This window comes from Shewanella sp. SG44-6 (assembly GCF_014164185.1).
In the GTDB taxonomy this organism is placed as follows: Bacteria; Pseudomonadota; Gammaproteobacteria; order Enterobacterales; family Shewanellaceae; genus Shewanella; species Shewanella vesiculosa.
This window is the reverse complement of the sequence record NZ_JACJER010000004.1, coordinates 1-22,078: the sequence shown is the minus strand read 5'-3', so window position 1 is coordinate 22,078 and position 22,078 is coordinate 1. Positions and strand designations below refer to the sequence as shown.

Below are 22,078 nucleotides of genomic sequence, written 5' to 3'. Positions count from 1 at the left end.
TGGCAGAGGATCATCTTAGTCAGCCACAAAGGGCATTGAAATTAAATCGCCTGATGGCATGTAAGGCTAATGGCATAATGTATTGTTTAACAGTGGCTATTTTAATGGCTTTTACAAATTGATAACTCTTTTTGGCTGTTTGACTCAGCATGTTTGCTATGGGCGCCTATAATAAATTACCACGCGATATCCAGATGTTGTCATTGCCATGCTCACAGACTCATATTGATGTTAACGCTAAGGTGATAAAGTCAGTAAAATAGCCCGTTTAATTTACCATTACATGATTGGTTTGAGTCTTTTGGGCGTATCAGTCAATTAACTAAATATAATATGAGCTTGCTGACTTTTAATGATACTCAAATGGTTGGCTAATTATCAAGCTGGCGAGTAATGCTGGCTATAGTATGCTTGCAGTATAAAAGATTGATGGTTTAAATAAGCTTGTCATCAACAACCACTAGGTTAGTGTATTACTGGTGAACATTGGTGCGGTTGTTAACCCACAAATTGATCCAGCTGAGATGTTAATAAATAGTGTTAAGAATGAAATAATTGATCGAGCTTGTTTTATTACTCACTCGAATAGCACAATTTGTTAACTTTTTAAGTATATATAACGTAAGCTTATTATTTATTTACAATTTATTCGCATCAGCTAAGTTGTTTGAATTTTATACCTATGCGATAAAGTACACAGAAAATTTTAAAGTTTAATATTAGCTATTTTCAAATCGGCTACTCAAGATCGAGTGGCGCATATTGAAAATAAATTGGAGTAGGAGCACTCATGCACAAAGCATTGAAAGTCGCCGCAGTTATTTCTGCTGCATTATGGATTACCGCTTGTGGTAAAGGGGATGAAAATGCCCAGTCACAACAACCGCGACCACCTACACCTGTTGGCGTGATGACCGTTGAAGCGATTTCGCAAGCGATTCAAGTTGAGCTACCTGGCCGCAGTCGTGCGTATTTAGAAGCCGAAGTACGACCGCAAGTCACAGGTATTATCACTAAACGTGCCTTTACTGAAGGGACTGAAGTTAAGCAAGGTCAATCACTGTATCAAATTGACGCCGCAACCTATAAAGCTGCACTGGTAAGTGCGCAAGCCGATCTTGCGAGTGCCAATGCTGGTTTAGCTTCCGCTAAAGCCAAAGCAGCGCGTTATGACAAGTTAGTTAAAACCAATGCGATCAGTAAGCAAGATTTTGACGAGACTGAAGCGGCATATAAAGAAGCACAAGCTGCGGTTGTGGTTGCTAAAGCCGCGATTAATACTGCGACAATTAACACTGAATATACTGAAGTTAAAGCACCGATTTCTGGTCGTATTGGCAAATCATCAGTGACTGCCGGCGCCTTGGTGACGGCAAACCAAAGCAATACGTTAGCGACAATTCAACAGCTTGATCCCATTAATATCGACATAGTGCAGTCAAGTGCGCAGCTGTTACGTTTAAAAGCTAACTTACGTTCTGGGCAGTTACTGGAAAGTGAAAATGCTAAAGTAACCTTAATCCTTGAAGATGGTAGCACCTACGAACAACAAGGCATTCTACAATTTGCTGAAGTTAACGTTGATGAAACGACTGGCTCTGTAACCCTTCGCGCTGAGTTTCCTAACCCAGACGGAATACTGTTACCGGGTATGTATGTTCGTGCATTGCTCAATGCTGGCCAAGATCCACAAGCGATTTTAGTGCCACAACGTGCCATTACGCGTAACTCTAAAGGTGAAGCTGTCGCAATGATAGTTAATCAAGACAGTAATGTTGAAATGCGCGTGGTAAAAACAGCTGAAGTGATTGGTAATCAATGGCGCATTGTTGATGGTTTGTCTGTTGGCGATAAATTAATTGTCGAAGGATTGCAAAAAATTCGTCCTGGTGCACCTGTTTCAGCTCAGGCGTTAACGGCTGACCAACCACAAAAATAGGGAATCATTATGGCTCGCTTTTTTATTGATCGCCCTATTTTTGCTTGGGTGATTGCATTATTAATTATGCTCGCGGGTGTGTTAGCCATTAAAGGCTTGCCCATTGCACAGTATCCGAGTATTGCACCGCCAACAGTGGTGATCAGTGCTTTCTATCCTGGTGCTTCGGCTAAAACCATGGAAGACACGGTTACTCAGGTGATTGAGCAGCGCATGACCGGGCTGGATCACTTACGTTATATCTCATCGACCAGTGACAGTTTTGGTAATGCGAAGATTACCCTGACGTTTAATGCTGAGGCCGATCCTGATATTGCTCAAGTACAAGTTCAGAATAAGCTGCAAGCGGCTACTCCGTTATTACCCACTGAAGTTCAGCAACAAGGTGTACAAGTTAACAAGTCCAGCTCGGGCTTTTTAATGGTGCTTGGCTTTGTGTCTGCTGATGGTTCAATGGGGAAAAGCGATATTGCCGATTATGTTGCTGCCAACGTACAAGACCCAATGAGCCGTGTACCTGGTGTGGGTGAACTGACACTTTTTGGTGCGCAGTACGCAATGCGTATTTGGTTAGACCCGCTTAAGTTAACCCAATACAAACTAACCAGTATTGATGTCATTGCTGCAATACGTGAGCAAAATGCTCAGATATCAGCGGGTCAATTAGGTGGTGCGCCTTCGGTTGCGGGTCAAGAGCTTAACGCGACGGTATCAGCACAAAGCCGCTTACAAACACCAGAGCAGTTTAAGAAAATTATTGTTAAATCTGATTCGTCGGGCGCCAACGTTTTTCTAGCCGATGTTGCCAGAGTGGAATTAGGCGCAGAAAGCTACGCGGTAGACTCATATTATAATGGTAAACCCGCATCTGGTTTAGCGTTTAAATTAGCCACCGGTGCGAATGCGTTAGACACTGCAGAGGGTATTAAAGCCAAAGTTAATGAGATGAAAGAGTTTTTCCCTCAAGGGCTTGAGGTGGTTTATCCCTATGATACAACGCCGTTCGTTGAGCAATCAATCGAAGGTGTGGTGCATACATTGATAGAAGCCATAGTGTTGGTGTTCTTGATCATGTACCTGTTTTTACAAAATTTTAGAGCAACACTTATTCCAACAATCGCTGTGCCTGTGGTGTTATTAGGAACATTTGCTGTGTTATCTGCAGCCGGTTTTACCATTAATACCTTAACCATGTTTGCCATGGTATTGGCGATTGGTTTGCTAGTAGATGATGCGATTGTTGTGGTTGAAAACGTTGAACGCGTAATGTCTGAAGAAGGCTTAAGTCCGCTTGAGGCAACCCGAAAATCAATGGATCAAATTACCAGTGCCTTAGTCGGTATCGGTTTGACCTTGTCGGCGGTGTTCGTACCAATGGCATTTATGTCTGGCTCCACCGGGGTCATTTATCGTCAGTTCTCTATTACTATTGTTTCAGCGATGGCTTTATCGGTGTTTGTCGCCATCGTGTTAACGCCGGCATTATGTGCCACCATGTTAAAACCAATCGAAAAAGGTCATTCCTACGCAGATACAGGGTTCTTTGGCTGGTTTAACCGTAAGTTTGATGCAATGACATCGCGTTATGAATCAAGTGTCGGCAGTATTCTTAAGCGTTCTTTTAGAGTCATGCTGATTTATGTTGGTTTAGTTATTGCTGTGGGTTGGATTTTCTTACGCATGCCAACGGCATTCTTACCCGATGAAGACCAAGGTATCTTGTTTACACAAGCGATTTTGCCAACTAACTCCACCCAAGAAAGCACGGTTAAGGTATTAAAAGACGTTTCTAATTATTATCTTACTGAAGAAAAAGACATTGTGAGGTCAGTCTTTACCGTTTCAGGTTTCAGTTTTGCTGGTTCTGGGCAAAATATGGGACTTGCGTTTGTGGGTTTAAAAGATTGGTCTGAACGTGAAGCACCGGGTGAAGATGTTAAATCATTGGCAGGACGAGCCATGGGTCACTTTGCGCAAATTAAAGAGGCGTTAGTGTTTGCCTTTGTACCGCCATCAGTGATCGAGCTTGGTACTGCAAATGGTTTTGATGTCTACCTGAAAGACTTAAATGGTCAAGGACACGCCAAGTTAATTGAAGCGCGTAATCAATTATTAGGCATGGCTTCACAAAACTCGAATCTTGTTGGGGTTCGTCCAAATGGTCAGGAAGATGCGCCGATATACAAAATTAATATTGATCACGCTAAATTGCGTGCTTTAGATATTGATATTAATAGCGTCAACAGCGTGCTGGGTACCGCATGGGGTGGGTCATATGTGAATGACTTTATTGACCGTGGCCGAGTTAAAAAGGTTTATGTTCAGGGGGATGCTAAATATCGTATGCAACCTGGTGATTTAGACTCTTGGTATGTACGTAACAATAATGGTGAAATGGTACCGTTTTCGGCATTTGCATCCGGTACTTGGGAATTTGGCTCACCACAATTACAGCGCTTTAACGGTGTACCCGCGGTCAATATTCAAGGCTCAACAGCACCGGGTTATAGCACTGGTGACGCGATGGATGCATTAGAGGAGATGGCCAAGCAGCTTCCTCCAGGGTACGGCTTAGAGTGGAATGGTTTGTCGTACGAAGAACGTTTGTCGGGTAATCAAGCACCTAGTTTGTATGCTTTATCTATCCTAATTGTGTTCTTGGTATTGGCTGCTCTGTATGAAAGCTGGTCAGTGCCTTTATCGGTGATTTTAGTGGTACCACTAGGGATTATTGGGGCGCTATTGGCAATGAATGGTCGCGGTTTACCTAACGACGTATTCTTCCAAGTCGGTCTGTTAACCACGGTGGGCCTGGCGACTAAAAACGCCATTCTAATTGTCGAGTTTGCCAAGGAATATTACGAAAAAGGATCTGGGCTAATTGAGGCAACATTACATGCGGTACGTGTGCGTTTACGCCCAATTCTAATGACTTCATTAGCATTTGGTTTAGGTGTTGTGCCATTAGCGATTAGTTCTGGAGTTGGCTCTGGTAGTCAAAATGCCATCGGTACTGCGGTATTGGGCGGTATGATGACCTCCACCTTCTTAGGTATCTTCTTTGTGCCGTTATTCTTTGTGGTGGTTGAGCGCATTTTCAGTAAGCGTGAAAAACCAACGGAAGAGGAAGATGAACAAGTCGATAACGATAGAAAAAATATTTAATTTTTTACATTATTGATTGTAAAAAGCCCAGTTTAACTGGGCTTTTTTATGACTATTGTTTTTTAAAAGATACAGAGAGTGAAAACTGACTCAAAAGGTATTAAGTCGGCATTATTAAACGGTATTTTGATTTATATTCAATAGAAAACTGAAAATGTGTTTAAAAAACACTCTGGTTAAAATTATATTAGGTATCTGATAAAGTTAGCTATTTAATTTTAAATGGTACAGTTTTAGGTCACATATGTGCAGATTTGTTGTGTTATAGTCAAAATGTTAATTAAAACCGCTTATTAACATCTATTCGTGCTTTACTGATACTTTAATGGTTATTTTTTAGCTAAGCTATCATCGATAAAGATGAACTTTTGATTAAATTATGATTATGATAGTGAATAACAATAATAAAGGATGTCACCATGCAGGCGCTATTTATTAGCCTCACTTTAGCCGCTATTCTGGCTTATCTTTGGTATGCCAGTTTACTTAAAAAGCGCACTTCAGCCATTGAAGCGCTGAAAGTGATCGACGCAAAAATTGATAAAAGATTAATGTTGTTCACTGAACTGTGCCAGGAAAAAAAGTCGTATCAACACCCCCTAACTGATGATCAACAAGCTCAATTGTTGCAACTTAAACAAATGCAGCCCCAACATGATTGGGAACAACCCATAGAAGAATCAAACGTAGCGGGCGGTTCCTTGTCGGTATCTATTGCTGCGTGGCAACAGATTGATCAAGGTTTAGAGGCGTTATTATCAACGGTAAATAAAGACAAACTGTGTGCTGACCAGCTTGCCGAGTATTTACAGTTAGAACTCGATTTTGTCCATGCAGAGGATTTTTACCGCAAAGCCGTCGACGAGTTAAACAGCGGTGTTAAAATTTTTCCTGGATCTGCTGTGGCTAAATTTGCGCGTATCGCGCCGATGCCAATATTCGATCAAGTGCAGGACTAACCCAATGATATGGGGTAATCGACAGACGCTATTGGGTATCATGGGATTGTTGGCTTGCGCTGGTTTACATATGCAGGTGCAAGCCAAACAAGTGATTTATCCCGCCGTAGAAGAAGTTGACAAGCCACAACTCAAAGCTAAGTACTTGCCTGAACAAGCCGCAGTTAAAAAACAGTTATCGTTACAACCTACACAACCTGCACCCGTTGCAGAAAACACCGCTCCGGCATCAGAAATGGATAAGATGACGAGTCGAAGCAAGGTTGATTCAATCAAAGATCCATTGTCATTAACAGTAGGCTATGTCTATGAAAAACCGCAGCCGCGCACCTTAACGAATGACTACCCGTTAAAGCCGTCGGCCAGTGTACCGAGTAAGCAGCGCATTAAGGCGAGTTATTCCGACAATGGTATCGTGAGTGATTTAGGCGTTGAAAAACGTAAAGTTTACCAATATAAGCAAACCAATGGCGTGATGGTATTTAGCGATGTACAACCGCAGGGTGATGACTACCAAGTGCTGTTGTATGAATGTTTTGCATGTCGTGTCGACTCGGTTATCGATTGGTATAAAATTCCATTATTTACTTCACCTTTTGCTGCCGATGTTGCTTTAGCAGCGCGCCAATATCAGCTGGATCCTGCACTTATTCGGGCCGTTATTCATGCTGAGTCGGCTTTCAAAATGGGTGCACTATCAAAAGCGGGTGCCAAAGGCTTGATGCAGTTAATGCCAGCGACCGCCAGCGATATGGGCGTTGATGATCCTTTTAATGCTCAGCAAAATATTCGCGGTGGCAGTCGTTATCTTGCACAGTTACTCAGCCAATTCAACGGCGACATTGACCTTGCGTGTGCAGCATACAATGCTGGCCCGACTACTGTGATGCAATACCGCGGCATACCGCCCTATCCTGAAACACAAGCTTATGTAAAGCGTGTAAAAATATTATTAAAACGCTATCAAAAGGCATTAGCCAGTTAATTTAAGGTAATTATTAATGAATCATTTACTTGATAAACTTCACTCCAAGCGTATCCCGTTCCGTCGCACTCAGGGCTATGGCCTTGCTAGTATGGCCGGATTACTGATATTGGGCGCTGTAGCTGTCCCCGCCGTTGCTGCCGATAAATCATCAGCTGCGCCATCGCAAGAAGATGTGCGTTTATACGACATCGCGACTGCACCACAAGCCCAGCGGATTGAGCAAGATATTCGCACTTTAGTCGGTTTCGGAACCCGCCATACCTTGTCTGATACTCAATCTGATACCCAGGGTATTGGTGCTGCAAGACGTTGGATTGAAGCTGAATTTAATCGTATATCTAAAGAGTGTGGCGGCTGTTTAGAAGTGGTGACTGTGGCTGATACCGTTCAAGGTAAACGAATTGCGAACCCAACCGAAGTGGTTAATGTTATTGCTATTCAACGTGGTCAAACAGATCCTAAGCGCGTAGTGATGATGAGCGGTGATATTGATTCACGTGTCAGTGATGTATTAGATGCCAGCTCAATTTCTCCTGGCGCTAATGACAATGCGTCGGGGGTTGCGGGAGCGCTAGAAGCTGCTCGCGTATTATCAAAATATCAATTTAACGGCACTATCGTTTATGCTGCGTTGTCGGGCGAAGAGCAAGGCCTGTATGGCGGTAATATTTTAGCTGACTATGCTAAAGCGCAAAATTGGCAGGTTCAAGCAGTATTAAATAATGACATGATTGGCAATATATCAGGCATTAATGGCGTGGTGAATAACAGTAGTGTGCGGGTGTTTTCTGAAGGTGTACGTATTGCCGAAACCGCAGATGAAGCCAAAGAACGCTATTTTAGTGGCGGCGAAAATGATTCTGCTTCACGTAATTTAGCCCGTAAAATTAAATCGTTAGCAGACCAGTACATGACTAATTTAGAGGTGATGCTAGTGTATCGCCTCGACCGTTTTGGTCGTGGTGGACATCATTTACCGTTTAATCAGGCTGGCTTGCCTGCCGTACGGATTATGGAAACCAACGAGAACTATAATCGTCAGCATCAAGATATTCGCGTTGAAGATGGCATTGCGTATGGTGATGTGATTGAAGGTGTCGATTTTGACTTTACAGCCAAATTGACTGCACTTAATGCACTGAGCTTAGCGTCACAAGCGTGGGCACCAGCACCGCCAACCAAGGTTACCATTGCAGGGCAAGTATCACCAAGTACCACTTTAAGTTGGGCAAAAAGTGATGATAAAACTGTTGTTGGATATCGCGTCTATTGGCGTTTAACCACAGTGCCACAATGGACTCACAGTCGCTATGTCGGCAAGGTTAATCAGTTCACGTTGGATAATATGGTTATCGATAATTACTTATATGGCGTGGCCAGCGTTGCCGCGAATGGCAATGTCAGCCCAGTAGTGTTTCCGGGTGCAGCAGGTGCATTCTTTAAATAACGCTCAGTAACAGCTTTGAAGATAACCAACAAAAATGCCCAAACCGTTGCTGCGGTTTGGGCATTTTCTATTATCTACTATCAGTAATCATTCTTCACATTGGACCGCAACATAAACCCTGCAGAGGCTAAATTATTCACCGACTTCCCACTTCACAGTCGTATGGCCATCGGCATGATCTAGATTTAATAACGGCGTTAAATAATCTTAGCCACTAAATCATTAATCATTTACACGCCACAGCAACATAAACCCTGCAGAGGCTAAATTATTCGCCGACTTCCCATTTCACAGTCGTACGGCCATCGGCATGACCTAATAATGGGGTTAAATAATCTAATGCTTCTTTAGCTAATACATCTAATTGCCAAGGTGGGTTAATAACCCATAAGCCAGCAGCTGTCATGCCAAACTCGTCACTGTCAGCGCTAACGGCTTGCTCAATACGCAACTGTTTTTTAATTCCGCTGTTTTTTAGCAAGGTTAACATAGCTTCTGTTTGCTCACGTTTTACCACTGGATACCATAAAACAAATGTTCCAGTCGCAAAACGTTTATGAGCTTTAATAATGGTTTCAGCCACATCCTGATAGTCAGTTTTCATTTCATAGCTGGGATCAATTAATATGACTCCACGGCGCTCTAATGGAGGAACCGCGGCAATTAATCCTTTTAAACCATCGCCTCGAATGACTTTTACTTGCTTGTCGTCAATGAAATAATTTTCCAGTAACTCGTGGTCAGTAACATGCAGTTCGTGCAATACCATACGATCTTGCGGACGCAGTTCGACATCGACAATCGCAGGTGAACCAGGGTAAACCGTTAATTCACCATCAAACTCAGCGTTAAAGTGCTTTACTGTCTCAACGTAATCAGCCAATGCAGTAGGTAAATTTGCGTGGTCCCATAATTTAGCCACGCCGTCTAAATACTCGCCCGTTTTCTGAGCAAACTCATCGGTCAATGAGTAGGCGCCGGCACCTGCATGAGTATCGATATACACATAAGGTTTATCTTTTTTCTGCATCGCTTTTAATACTTGAATAAGCATTGAGTGCTTAAGCACATCGGCATAATTGCCTGCATGATAACCGTGGCGATAACTGAGCATGGGCATTTCCATTTACTAAATGAGACAGCAAAAACTGTGTAATAACGACATTATAAGTTTTCTAGCGCGCGAGGTATAGGTGTTCACTGGTGATGGCTTTTGGCATAATGGCGTAGTTTCTTATATTGGCATGGTAATCATCTTGTTGCAGACACCTATCTTCTTTAATCAGCAGTATCCTTCATTAGTCGATATTGCCCAGCGCTGGCAGCTTGTGTGGGACCAGCATGCTGCTTTTGAATTGCGCTTTGAGCAAAACTGCCTAAGTTTGCATAAACGAGATGAGCCTAAACTAGACGGCATTAGTGTTGATTTTGTTTCTGGTGCGGTTGCTCATCGGCGTAAGTTTGGTGGCGGGCGAGGTCAATCTATCGCCAAAGCGGTTGGATTAAAACAAGGCTTAACGCCAACGGTTGTGGATGGAACTGCCGGCTTAGGCCGTGATGCATTTGTATTGGCCAGCCTAGGTTGTAAAGTCATTATGGTTGAACGAAACCCCGTGGTTGCCGCGCTACTCGAAGACGGTTTACGCCGCGCGTATGATGATGCTGAAATTGGCCAATGGATGCATGAGCGTATGAGCTTGTTCCATGGTTCCAGCCTCAATGCATTAGCCGATGCGGTGAAAACGAGCACTAACGTCAGCGAGATTGATGTGGTTTACCTTGATCCCATGTACCCACACCGTGAAAAGTCAGCGCTGGTAAAAAAAGAAATGCGAGTATTCCAAACCTTAGTTGGGGCTGATCTTGATGCCGATGGATTACTGGCACCTGCTATCGCATTAGCCACCAAGCGTGTCGTTGTAAAACGCCCTGATTACGCGGAGGATTTAGACGGTGTAAAGCCGCATTCTGTGATTGAAACTAAAAAAAATCGCTTCGATTTATACATCAAATCCGCGATGAAATAGCATCAAGTCGAACATCGAATATTAGTGTTTTAGGTTATTACTATTGGCTTTAGATTACGAATCTTGATTTTGTTGAGCCTTTGAGGAAAGCTAACTGGCTTTTACCTCAAAAGACTCATCCCAATGTCGTTGGAACTCGGTAGGATATTCTTGCTTAGCAATATGCCTGCACCAGACTAATAAATCATGGTTACAAAATAAAGGTGGCGACTTTGTTACTCAAATCTGTCGCACGGTCTTTGAGCATTGTCGCTTGGTCTAAATGAGTCATCGCCGATGAGGTGATCTCATCGGTGACATCTTTTATCGCGACAGTATTCTTAGTTATTTCGTTCGTCACCTGTGTTTGCTCTTCTGCTGCTATGGCTATTTGACCCGCCATATCAGAAATCATATTGACCGCTTCAGTGATTTCTTCCAGAGCGTTTGCCGCAGCGTTAACATCATCAACACTGTTATTGGCTAATGTTTTACTACTGTCCATCAAGCAAACAGCTTGTTTGGTTGTGCTTTGTAAGGTTTCGATAGTGGTATAAATCTCTGCCGTTGAGTCTTGAGTCCGACGAGATAATACTCGCACTTCATCAGCCACTACGGCAAAACCACGACCTTGTTCACCCGCACGAGCAGCCTCAATGGCTGCATTTAATGCCAATAAGTTAGTTTGCTCAGCAATCCCTTGAATTGTTGTCAAAATGCTAGAGATGGCTTGTGCATGTAGGCTTAATTTACCAATGACGGTAGTGGTTTCATCTATTTCTGATGCCAACGAATTAATGGTCGTGCGAGTTTTATCAACTAAACCTTTACCTTGAATACTGCTTTGGGTTGACTGTTGTGCCGCCGCAGCAGTACTTTCAGCATTGGCTGCAATTTCATGGGTTGCGCATGACATTTCCGTCACTGCAGTCGCAACCATTGCGACTTCTTGCTGTTGGCGTTGTAGCTCATCAACACTTGTTTGATTTGTAAGTAAACTCTGCTCTGCATCTAAATGCAGTTCGTGCGCCAGATGACGAATATGGCTGATCAGCTGATGTTGACTACTCACAAAGCGGTTAAAGTTATCGGCTAGCACCCCGACTTCATCCTGACTGTCGACAGTGATGCGTTGGGTTAAATCACCATTGCCGTCAGCGATGCGGGATAATGCTTGTGATACACGGCTTAATGGTGCAAGTAACAGGCTTAATAACCATGAAATTGATAACACACTGATAATCAGTACTAATACAGCCAATCCTAGTTGGGTAAACATTAAACTGGCAAGTGGTGCTTCTAGGGTTTGTTGGTCGAGTACAAAAATCAATTGCCAATCAGTATTCGGTATCTCTTCGCTCCAGAGTAATTTATCTCTGCCTTCAGTATCAAAATAGACAGGTACTAATTTGCCTGTTTGACGACTTGATTGGATCAATTGACCGCTTAACTTATTATCAATAGACGTAATTTTGCCCATCAATTTATTTGTGTCTTTATAAGCAATCACAGTGCCGTCTTTATGCATCATGATGGCATAACCATTGGCTGGCAGGGACATGCTGTTGACGCTATCGACTAAGCTAGCAATTGAAACATCGCCAGCAACTACGCCATTGTTGGTCGGTTTAGCGATAGTGACGACCAATACATTAAAGGCGACATCTACGTAAGGTTTGGTAATAATTGTTTTACGTGCTTGTTGTGATTGATGGTACCAAGGACGCGATCTAGGATCATAGCCGGTACGATCAATACTCGGGTCTGAATCAATCATTATGCCATTATTGTTACCGAAATAGGTTAGCTGAAAATCGCCGGAGATTTTTGCTTGTTGCAATGCATTAAGCGTATCACCTTCGACCTTAGTGGCAACTGAGCTGATGATCCGTTTACGATCAGCCAACCATCCTTCAATTAGTTTTGCCTGTTGTTTACCAGATTCACTTACCTGATTAACACTACTTTGTAGTAACGAGCTTTTTTGGGTTGAATAGCTGTGCCACGATAATAGTCCAATGACAACCGCAAGGGCGAGGACAACCGATAGTAATATCTTTTGCTTTAGTGAATATGACTTCATATGGGATGTTAATACTGTTTATTTAAATTGAGATACGAAAATAAATGCAGCTTTGTGGTTGCTGAATTTAGAATATGAATTGAGATAAGGGAGAGTCATCTCAATCTTGCTTTTATTTTCGCACACATAATAAAGCAACAAAATTAAAATCAATGTATAACAATATTAATGTCGCTTTTGTCATGTTTATAAAATATTCACTGATTCTGAATGTTAATTTTTAATTTAAAATTCTATTAATGTAAATATAAAAAAGACATATAAATCCAACTTGTATTTTTTTTGTTTAAAGTATTCACATCTAGTGTATTTATACTAAAAAGGCTTTAAATCTGTTTATCAGGATAAATTGATATTTATCCATTACTGTAGCTTGCGGTCACAAGCATACTGTTACAGATTGCTATTAATCGCTAAGTCTAGCAAAAGCTACTTATTGCTGAACACAGCACAGTCACGACCTTGTCCCTTTGCGAGATAAAGTGCCTCGTCTGCGCGTTGTAGCCAAGTATCAGCCGTTGTACCCGGTACCCATGGGGCAACGCCAAATGACACGGTTATTTCTTTGCCATCTGGTGTTTTCAACTCTTGCTTAATCGCCGTTTTAAGATTATCAATAAACATATGTTGATCACTCATATTGGGAATTAGTAATACAAACTCTTCGCCCCCGAACCGATAAAGTCGATCGTATTTACCAATATGTGAGGTGGTGATAGTTACAAAATCTTTTAGTACTTGGTCTCCAACAGCATGGCCGAACTTGTCATTGACTGTTTTAAAGTAATCTAAATCTAGAATAGCCAATAATTGCTCAATACCATTATTTTCTGCATTAGATAAAGCCGCTTTTATATCTGAGCTCATGGCGCGGCGATTAAATGCGCCAGTGAGTTCATCAATAGTGTTGAGCTTTTTTAGTAAGAGAAACTGCTTCACGCCATGACTGGCATGAATAAATGCACTCATTGATAACATCAAGATTGTTATAACAAAGGAGTTTAATGAAATTGTATTAAAAATATCAGACAAGGCCACCATAGCAACGCCAGCGACGAAATTAATACATAAGGCCTCAAGCGGTCTGACTAGAATAAAAGTACTTGCGAAGACAGGATAAACCCACAAAAAACTGTCGATTCCATTCGCTATCACTATGGCTACAACACCGGTATTAATAAATACCGCTGCTATTGCGCTTACTATGCGGATTTTTTTAGAGAAATATGCATAAGCGACCAATGCGACTATGCCTAGTATGAGCGTTATATCAATACTAGCAGCAATAAAGTTACCATCGAGGTAACGTATTACTACAAATGGAAAAACACCCATTATAGCCACAGTACCCAGTAGCAAAAATAATGACAGTTGATATTTTTGCTGTAGTTGATTGATCATAATGCTCTCGCAGTAAAATGAATGATTATTCTTATCAAGCTACATATTACCAAGTGGAAACCTTTTTTACTTGAAAATATGTCAGCAGCAATTTGTTTACATAAAATGCTATCCAATTGAGATTCAATGCTGATGCCTAGATACATGTCTGTTTCTGTCACTTTACTGTCCGGTGAGGTTAGCAACGTCATTGGTTATTCCATGCCGCCTAAGGCGTCATTATGTTGGAGCAACGTGCAGATAGAGCAAACCCTAGTAGGGCGATAAAATGGAGCGAAGCAGAAAATAGTCTGGCAAACACTGGATGTTTTGACCAATTACCGCCATTATTTCTGGGTACTTTTTACGGTTTAACCAAGTTATAGCATTGTTTATTCAGTAAAAAGGCCAATGAGGTTTGATGCAAGCTTATATTACACGCATCAAATAACGCCCAAGGAAGATCTGCATTGCAGACAAGATAAAAATGGATACACAATGAAAAAGATATTACTCTTCGCGACTATTAGTTTAGCCGTTTCGATTCCCGCTATTGCCCATGACAATCATACAAATAACCCCTTAGCCACTAACAAACTAAACCTAAACCCACCACAAGCTCAACCTTTGCCACTACCGCCTTCGGCGCCCATTAGCCAAATTGAATCCCATAGAGCGCTGCTGCGGGAGACGCCATTGATGGCATCACCAAATGAGCCCACCCCAATAGATTCACTTGAGGTACATTCGCGTCAAAAACGTCATATAGATGTCTCGGAGCAACTGCCACTTAAGTTACAGAGTCGCAGCGCCGCAGTGCAGAGCAATGACTGCAGTGACTTTGTCGGTAAATCGGGCCAAGCCCTAGTGGATCAATTGAGCCAATCGACACCCGAATGCGTCGGTAAGCTCTATAGCCTCAAAGGCAGTGCTGCGACCGCGCTATTTAGCGAGGCCAATGTGATCAGTGTCGCCAACGCCATTGCCACTAAAGCCAAGGACTACACTGGGGTCGATGTTCAGCATCTTGAATCGCATATTTACTTTGTCCGCGCAGCCCTCTATGTGCAGTTTTACAGCCCAAATGATGTACCCGCTTACAGCAGCGCCGCTAAGGCCAGCTTAAAATCGGCCCTCAACGCTTTATTTGCGAACGCTGCGATTTGGACTGTTTCCGATGACAATGCTGGCGTGTTGAAAGAAGCCTTAATCCTGATTGACTCTGCCGAGATCGGCGCCGATTTTAATCATGTCACCATAAAAGTGCTAACGGACTACGACGCTAACTGGCAAGCCAGTTTCGCCATGAACGCCGCAGCAAACTCAGTGTTTACCACCTTATTCCGCGCCCAGTGGAATGATGACATGCAGGCGCTGTTCGCACGTGACCAAGGCATTTTAGATGCGCTAAATAACTTTCAACTCGAACACCGCGACTTGTTAGGCACCAGTGCAGAGTATCTGTTAGTCAACTCAGTCAAAGAGTTATCTCGGCTGTATTACATTGATGCCATGCGCCCGCGAGTGACTCAGCTAGTTAAAAACATCCTCAGCAGCACCAGTAAAAGCGAACCGAGCAAAGTGCTTTGGTACGCGACGGCAGAAATGGCCGACTATTACGATCGCAGCCATTGTAACGATTACAATATCTGTGGTTTTAAGGCGCAGTTAGAGGCCGATACCCTACCTTTCAACTGGAAATGCTCCGACAGTCTCAAGATCCGCGCCCAAGATCTCTATCAAGATCAAGCCAAGTGGGCCTGTGATGTGTTGACCAGCCAAGAAAGCTATTTCCACAGCAAACTTGAAACGGGCATGCAACCTGTAGGGCAAGATAACAACGATGATTTAGAGCTAGTGATATTTGGCAGCTCGTCTGAGTATAAATCCTTAGCCAACAGTATCTTTGGTATCAATACCGACAACGGCGGCATGTACCTTGAAGGCTCGCCCGCCGGATTCAAAAATCAGGCGCGTTTTATCGCCTATGAAGCCGAATGGCGCACGCCGGATTTCCATGTCTGGAACCTGCAACACGAATATGTGCACTACCTAGACGGGCGCTATAACCTGTTTGGTGACTTTAGTCGCGGCACGTCGGCCAATACCATTTGGTGGATTGAAGGTCTAGCGGAATACATTTCTTACCGTGATGCCAATACCGCGGCGATTGCCATGGGCGAAACCGGTGAGTTTATGTTGTCGACCATATTCAAAAACAACTATGAATCGGGCCAAGACCGTATCTACCGTTGGGGTTATCTTGCGGTGCGCTTTATGTTTGAGCATCACAGGGACGATGTAAGACAGATTCTCGCCTACCTACGTAACGACCAATACGCGGAATATCAAACCTTTATGGATGGTATCGGTACACGTTACGACAACGAGTGGAAAGGTTGGCTCGCCAGCGGCTTGAGCACGGCTGACAATGGCATTGTCGATAAAGGCCCAAGTGATGTCGATGCTGAGCCCAGTGGCCGTGAAGGTAACTGGACTGGTCCTGCGGGCACTATCAGTAAAGATTACTCCCCTTGCCAAGTGACGAACGAAGCCTACCGTTACACAGAATCGGCCAGCCTTAAAATCGATGTGCCGATGGAATGTATTGATTCCAAACTCGGCCGCGCCAGTTTCAGTTTCACTAATACCGAGCGCTCGGCCCAAGATCTGTGGATCAAGATTGGCGGCGGTTGGGGTGATGCCGACATTTATTTCAATTCTAAAAGTTGGGCAAGCCCAGAACAAAACCAAGGCGCGGGGATCGGCAACGGTAACTATCAAGTTATTAAAGTGCAGTTAAACCCTGACGAATATTGGCACTACATTACCTTGTCGGGGGATTTTGGCGGCGTCGATATGCAAGTTAGCACCACTGAGCTGTTCGCTGATGTTGATCCCGATCTGGGAGATGGCGGCGTAGATCCTGAGCCACCAGCAAATTGCGGTGCAGTGACCTTAGATTACGGCCAGCTCACACTGGGCAAAAACGAGTGTATCAGTGGTGGACGCAACAGCTTCTACTTCTGGGTTGAGGAAGATAATACTCAGTTCACCGTCACCACTAAGGGCGGTTCTGGGGATGCCAATCTTTACTTCAATGCCAGCCAGTGGGCCGACGCCGATAATGCCGATGCCAAGAGCACTCAAGTGGGTAATCAAGAGTCGCTTAGCTTCAGTGCCAATCGCGGCTGGCGTTATATCACAGTGGATACTGCCACTGAGTTTAGCGGCGTAACACTCACCCTCAATACAGGCGCGAGCAACACGCCGACGCCAGCTATAATCGACAATGCCTGCGCGACACAATCACCCTTGAGTCATGGTGAGCTGAGTTCAGGCAAAGCCATCTGCACCACCGATGGTCGCAGCGATTACTATCTTTGGGTGCCAGAAGGTACGAGTCAGTTAAGCATCAACTCGGCCCACGGCAGTGGTGATGTGAGCCTGTTTTCGGGGACAACGTGGGCCAATGCTCAACACTTCGATGCAGCGTCTGTCACGCCTGCTAACACTCAAGAAAGTATCACAGTCGATGCACCAAACGTGGGGTGGTATTACATCACAGTGCAGAGTGAACCCCAGAGTTCAGGAGTCGCACTGCAGGTTGATTTACGTTAAAACTAATCAATGCAATTTCGTTAGTTTACTGCCGTAAATAGTGGTTTAGGCTTGGCCTGATGCTAACGGCAGTGTTGGCTAGATGTATCGACTTAATGCGCGTAGCGTTGAGATAAATAATCGGCCATAACGACAGTTATGGCCAATTATTAAGCCTATATTTGAGCGGTTGCTCGCTAACTATTATCGACATTGTCTATCAGAATGCTTGTTCTATATTGTCGGTATAAATACCACCTGAATGTCATCTGGGCGGTATTTGGCCACAATTAAATTACAGCTATGAATAATAGTTAAAATGGATGATTATCGGTTATTCAAGCCGATATTTTGAGCATAATCGTGCAGAGTGAAATCGGATAAAGACTTTTATAGTGACGAATAAACGTGCGCTAAAGCGGCAAATGTTTAGTGAAAAAAATACCGTCTACTTCAATCAGAAATAGCCGGTATTTTTTACTTCTCGTTTAAGGTTATTTACTCATAGTTTGCTACTAGGTTTACCCCCGAATAGTTAGTGTAACCTCTTAGCATCACATGATAAGTCGTTTCAACCGTTGGGGTGAAAGAACAGCTTTCATTGTTACCATTTTTGTAGGGACGACAATCAAAACTGCCTGTGGTCGGTTGTGTGCCGGCTTTGACGTATATATCGGCATCACCGCTACCACCACTCATGGTCACATTGAGGGTGTTATTAGCTGGTACGACGACCTTATAAAAGGTTTGTGAACTGCTTGCACCGCTTAATCCTGTTCTTGGAACACCATTAACAAGACAATCACTGTCTGTACAACTACTTCCGCCACCTAGATTGTAGTCCGCAGTAAGGTTAGCATTAGCGAAGGCTGAGTAACCTTGGATCATAACGTACCATTTACCAGCAGCAGGATTAGTGAAGTCGCAGCTTTCATTATTACCATTTTGAAATGGACGACATTGATAACTATTAATGGTCGGTTTAACCCCTTGGCTGACATACATATCGGCATCACCAGAACCACCAGCTAAGGTAACCGCAAGGCTGGTTGCATTGGTTGGCACATCAATGAAATAGTAACTTGTTGAGCCCTGGCCCCCGCTTGTTGCAATAGCTTGACCATCAAGAAGTTCAGTGTCAGAAGGCGGCGGCGGACAGTTATCACCACAACCACCATCGCCATCCAGTGAGAACAGCAGTGAATTTGGCGATCCAGTTTTTGCATCAGATACCTTACCGCTACTTGCTCTTGTCGCCAGCAAGTTAGTCACTTGTGTTGGAGTCATACTGGGGGTTTCATTAAGATATAGCGCAGCAACCCCCGCAACATGTGGCGCGGCCATTGAAGTACCACTAATGGTGTTAGTTGCACTGTTTGAAGTGTACCAAGCCGAGGTGATGCTTGAGCCTGGGGCATAAATATCAAGACAAGTACCATAGTTTGAAAAGCTTGAGCGTGAATCAGAGCTGGTTGTTGATCCCACAGTAATCGCATCGGCGGCACTAGCTGGAGAGTAATTACAAGCATTGCTATTGTCATTACCTGCAGCAACCACAAAACTAATCCCTGCAGCAACCGCAGCATTAACGGCATCATCTGTTGCTTGTGATGCACCACCACCTAGGCTCATGTTGGCTACAGAAGGACCAGAGGCATTATTTTTGACCCAATTAATGCCTGCAATCACTCCAGAGTTACTGCCTGAACCACTACAACTGAGTACCCGTACCCCAACAATATTGACATTTTTTGCAACCCCATAGCTGGCACCACCGATTGTGCCCGCAACATGAGTACCATGGCCATTACAGTCTGTGGTATCTGAGTCGTTATCGATAAAGTCATATCCACTGGTGGCTCGTCCACCAAATTCATTATGGCTATTGAGTACCCCTGTATCGATAATATAGGCGGTGACCCCCGTACCATCATAATCGTAATGGTAGTTGTTATCGAAAGGCAGATCTCGCTGATCTATTCTGTCTAAGCCCCACGTTGGACTGCCTTGATCGCTACTGGCAGACATAATAGGGGAGATCGACATCATTTGATCTTGTTCTATGTATTTAATTTTAGGGTCATCTTGAAGTTCAGCGATCTGCTTGGCATTGGCTTTAATCAATACGCCATTTAGTGCGTTACCGAAGTTTTTCACCACGCTAATATTGTAATCATTAGCGAGAATGTTGGCTTGTTGAGTGGAAAAATTAGCTAACGCGGATGTATCTTGTAGATTTAAAATACTCGGGGTATTAAAGACCACTATATAGGTATCTTTAATGGCTTTGTTACTGTTCACTGGAAGTAATTGTGCTGCTTGGGATTGCATTGGAAGTGTGCTCAGGGCTGCCAATACTGCGAGGGCTATTTTATGTTTGTGTTCCATACGATTCTCCATTTTTTTTATAGTCTCCATAAACGACGAGACCTCTAAAAAGTAGGATATGCAGCCATATTTTTATTAAAAATGGTTTGATTAGTAAATGACAAACGATTATCAATTGTAACTATTTAGTTACATCTCGAGCTTAAAATACCTTATTAGGATAAACGCGGTAAAAAAAGTCTTAGTACAAAAGTAGGTGGCAACGAAATACTCAAAAAAGATCAATAATGACAATGAATTGCTTATTATGGGTTAGTATTCTGATGTTAAATTTTTTCAGTTAGCTTGAAATTTGTCAGCCTTTAGGTTGAGTAAGTTTTTATGCCGTCATACATAAGTTGTAAATGCATCGTTTTGTGAAATCTTTTACACTTAATAACATAACGTCGCCTGCTTACTCTCAAATTTGTCATCCTAAAGTTGTGGACTTAGTGATACTCAGTCGGTAACTTTCAGCCCGAATCATTTTTATCTAGGCTTAACTTATCACTTTGATTTTATATTAAGCGGATCGTATAAAAGTTTACTGACTTTATTGAATAACTAACTTATGCAGGAATAACTGCTAAAGAAAAGCTACTCGAATGAGTAGCTTTTTTGTAACGCATTGACTAGGTAAAAGTATAAGGTACTTTAATTATTTAACATGACTTGGTTTGATTTCGAAATATTCAGATTTCTGATTAAACCGTCGTAGTCATCATTTTGGATGTCACCGACAGTCATCTGAATATTGCTATTAAGTCCTGATCTTTGTAAATTTTCGGGACGGTTAGCGATATCTTCAGCTGTTAGTGGATATGCTTCACTAGCATCAATATTAAATTGACTCGAATCGATAGCGGTAAACTTACCACTAATAGGCGCACCATGTTGTCTACTAATATTAGCCAATATCCATTCGAAATTGTTTTTACTGTTTGCGGAGTTAACTGCAGTAGGCCAATCCCATACACCGTAACCGTTAATATCCTGATGAAGATATTGATCAACTAAGGCTTCTGGCCCATTAAGATTATTCGCATTCGCTCCACCAAAAGTATAAGGGAAGTTAGGTCTATTTGTCGGATGATCAATATGCGCATTACCACCCCATTTTAAGAAGTTCTCATATTTTATATCGTACATCATAAATAAACTGGAGGTATAAGGAACATCCGCCTTTTGTTTAAATAGGGTGATTGATATATAACGTTTACTACGAGGCGGCATCATTGCTCGATATTGTGCTTGGCTAGAAATCGTTGTACTTTTGCCGTCGGTTTCACTCCAGCCTTGGCTAGCAGAAAATTCGGCGCTGATTTCAGAACTCGCTCCGCCAATTCCAGGAATACCCACTTCGTATTTATTGGTGACACCAATTTTTTCAGAGAAGGAGAAATTATCAGTTTTTGCCCAACTGGTGGTGTAGTCATAATTTAGGGTGGCTACACCGGTATCTTCGGTGTCTCCCCAGTTATAAATCACCACGGGAGCAGTATAAATAGCTTCGCGATCATAAACTTGAGGAGAACCTAACCGTAAGTCTTGAGGGTTAGTTACAAAATGTATATTTTGTAAATTAACCTTCAAACGCTCACTTGAGCGGTAGCCGCCAGCATGTGGATCATTGCTATTATAGCGTGCTTTGAGACTATACTCGTTGCCCGATTCTCTTCTTACTTCTATATCCTGACCAACATACTGTGATGCGGTACCACCAGCCCAAGCATACCCAAGGTGATGACCTAGGGAGAATAGTGAGCTGATAAACGATGGGTTAGAAATAACATCATTTTTAAGTGAATCAAGATCAGGGGCGGCGTGCTCTACCATAGACAGTTTTGGAATAGTATTAGGGATAGCAGCTTCCACAAAGTAAGAGGTTGCTCCTAAAGCAGTTAAACAGGATAAGGTTAATATTTTTATATTTGATTTTGTTCTCATGATTATTCCTTTATTTTAATTAAAAGTGTCCTTCATTGAACGCGCAAATAGATATTATATGTACTCAGGAAACATATAATTAATCATTACTACTATGCGCATTTAAAAGCTAACACTTTTATATTTTTTAAACAAAATAAAAATACATTAAATCTAAAGTTGTTTTGTTATTGTTAAATATGTTAATGAGTGTGGTT

12 protein-coding genes and 1 pseudogene are annotated in these 22,078 nt (G+C 42.8%); 8 read left to right on the top strand and 5 right to left on the bottom strand.

From position 1 onward, the window contains the following. The first annotated feature begins 790 nt into the window (after positions 1-790). The 5 genes and pseudogenes from H5185_RS01315 to H5185_RS01295 all read left to right on the top strand — a co-directional run bounded on the left by H5185_RS01315 (position 791) and on the right by H5185_RS01295 (position 8,498). Positions 791-1,939, top strand: a complete 1,149-nt coding sequence (locus H5185_RS01315; protein ID WP_124016742.1) for an efflux RND transporter periplasmic adaptor subunit — start codon at positions 791-793, stop codon at positions 1,937-1,939. 9 nt (positions 1,940-1,948) lie between these two features. Then, complete coding sequence (locus H5185_RS01310) at positions 1,949-5,104, top strand: efflux RND transporter permease subunit (RefSeq protein ID WP_182741125.1); 3,156 nt, start codon at positions 1,949-1,951, stop codon at positions 5,102-5,104. A gap of 419 nt (positions 5,105-5,523) precedes the next feature. After that, positions 5,524-6,063 carry a hypothetical protein gene (locus tag H5185_RS01305; protein WP_124016744.1) on the top strand — a complete coding sequence of 180 codons (540 nt, stop codon included), beginning with the start codon at positions 5,524-5,526 and terminating at the stop codon, positions 6,061-6,063. Positions 6,064-6,424: 361 nt separating this feature from the next. After that, positions 6,425-7,048, top strand: a pseudogene (locus tag H5185_RS01300) (lytic transglycosylase domain-containing protein); the annotation flags it as partial. Positions 7,049-7,139: 91 nt separating this feature from the next. Then, a complete protein-coding gene (locus tag H5185_RS01295; protein ID WP_404948437.1) occupies positions 7,140-8,498 on the top strand; it encodes a M28 family peptidase in 1,359 nt (452 codons plus the stop codon). Positions 8,499-8,766: 268 nt separating this feature from the next. Here the strand turns inward: H5185_RS01295 and H5185_RS01290 are convergent, their stop codons facing one another. Beyond that, positions 8,767-9,612, bottom strand: a complete 846-nt coding sequence (locus H5185_RS01290; protein ID WP_182741123.1) for a 23S rRNA (adenine(2030)-N(6))-methyltransferase RlmJ — start codon at positions 9,610-9,612, stop codon at positions 8,767-8,769. Positions 9,613-9,742: 130 nt separating this feature from the next. Between H5185_RS01290 and H5185_RS01285 the strand changes: the two genes are divergently transcribed. Next, positions 9,743-10,525 (top strand): class I SAM-dependent methyltransferase, encoded by a 783-nt coding sequence (locus H5185_RS01285; RefSeq protein WP_182698301.1) that lies wholly within the window; start codon positions 9,743-9,745, stop codon positions 10,523-10,525. A 190-nt stretch (positions 10,526-10,715) separates the two neighbouring features. Here the strand turns inward: H5185_RS01285 and H5185_RS01280 are convergent, their stop codons facing one another. Together H5185_RS01280 and H5185_RS01275 are read right to left on the bottom strand one after the other, a co-directional pair. Then, complete coding sequence (locus H5185_RS01280) at positions 10,716-12,587, bottom strand: methyl-accepting chemotaxis protein (protein WP_182741122.1); 1,872 nt, start codon at positions 12,585-12,587, stop codon at positions 10,716-10,718. A 429-nt stretch (positions 12,588-13,016) separates the two neighbouring features. Further along, a complete protein-coding gene (locus H5185_RS01275) occupies positions 13,017-13,988 on the bottom strand; it encodes a GGDEF domain-containing protein (protein WP_182741121.1) in 972 nt (323 codons plus the stop codon). A 221-nt stretch (positions 13,989-14,209) separates the two neighbouring features. Here H5185_RS01275 and H5185_RS01270 point away from each other — a divergent pair, with 221 nt between their 5' ends. Together H5185_RS01270 and H5185_RS01265 are read left to right on the top strand one after the other, a co-directional pair. Beyond that, a complete protein-coding gene (locus H5185_RS01270; protein ID WP_165870101.1) occupies positions 14,210-14,353 on the top strand; it encodes a hypothetical protein in 144 nt (47 codons plus the stop codon). A gap of 112 nt (positions 14,354-14,465) precedes the next feature. Beyond that, positions 14,466-17,588 (top strand): M9 family metallopeptidase, encoded by a 3,123-nt coding sequence (locus tag H5185_RS01265; protein WP_182741120.1) that lies wholly within the window; start codon positions 14,466-14,468, stop codon positions 17,586-17,588. A gap of 477 nt (positions 17,589-18,065) precedes the next feature. Here H5185_RS01265 and H5185_RS01260 read toward each other — a convergent pair whose 3' ends face one another. Together H5185_RS01260 and H5185_RS01255 are read right to left on the bottom strand one after the other, a co-directional pair. After that, entirely contained in the window at positions 18,066-19,955 is a 1,890-nt protein-coding gene (locus H5185_RS01260) for a S8 family peptidase (protein WP_182741119.1), read from the bottom strand. Between the two features lie 633 nt (positions 19,956-20,588). After that, positions 20,589-21,881: an aerolysin family beta-barrel pore-forming toxin gene (locus H5185_RS01255; protein WP_124016751.1), complete on the bottom strand. Its 1,293-nt coding sequence runs from the start codon at positions 21,879-21,881 to the stop codon at positions 20,589-20,591. Between the last annotated feature and the right edge of the window lie 197 nt (positions 21,882-22,078).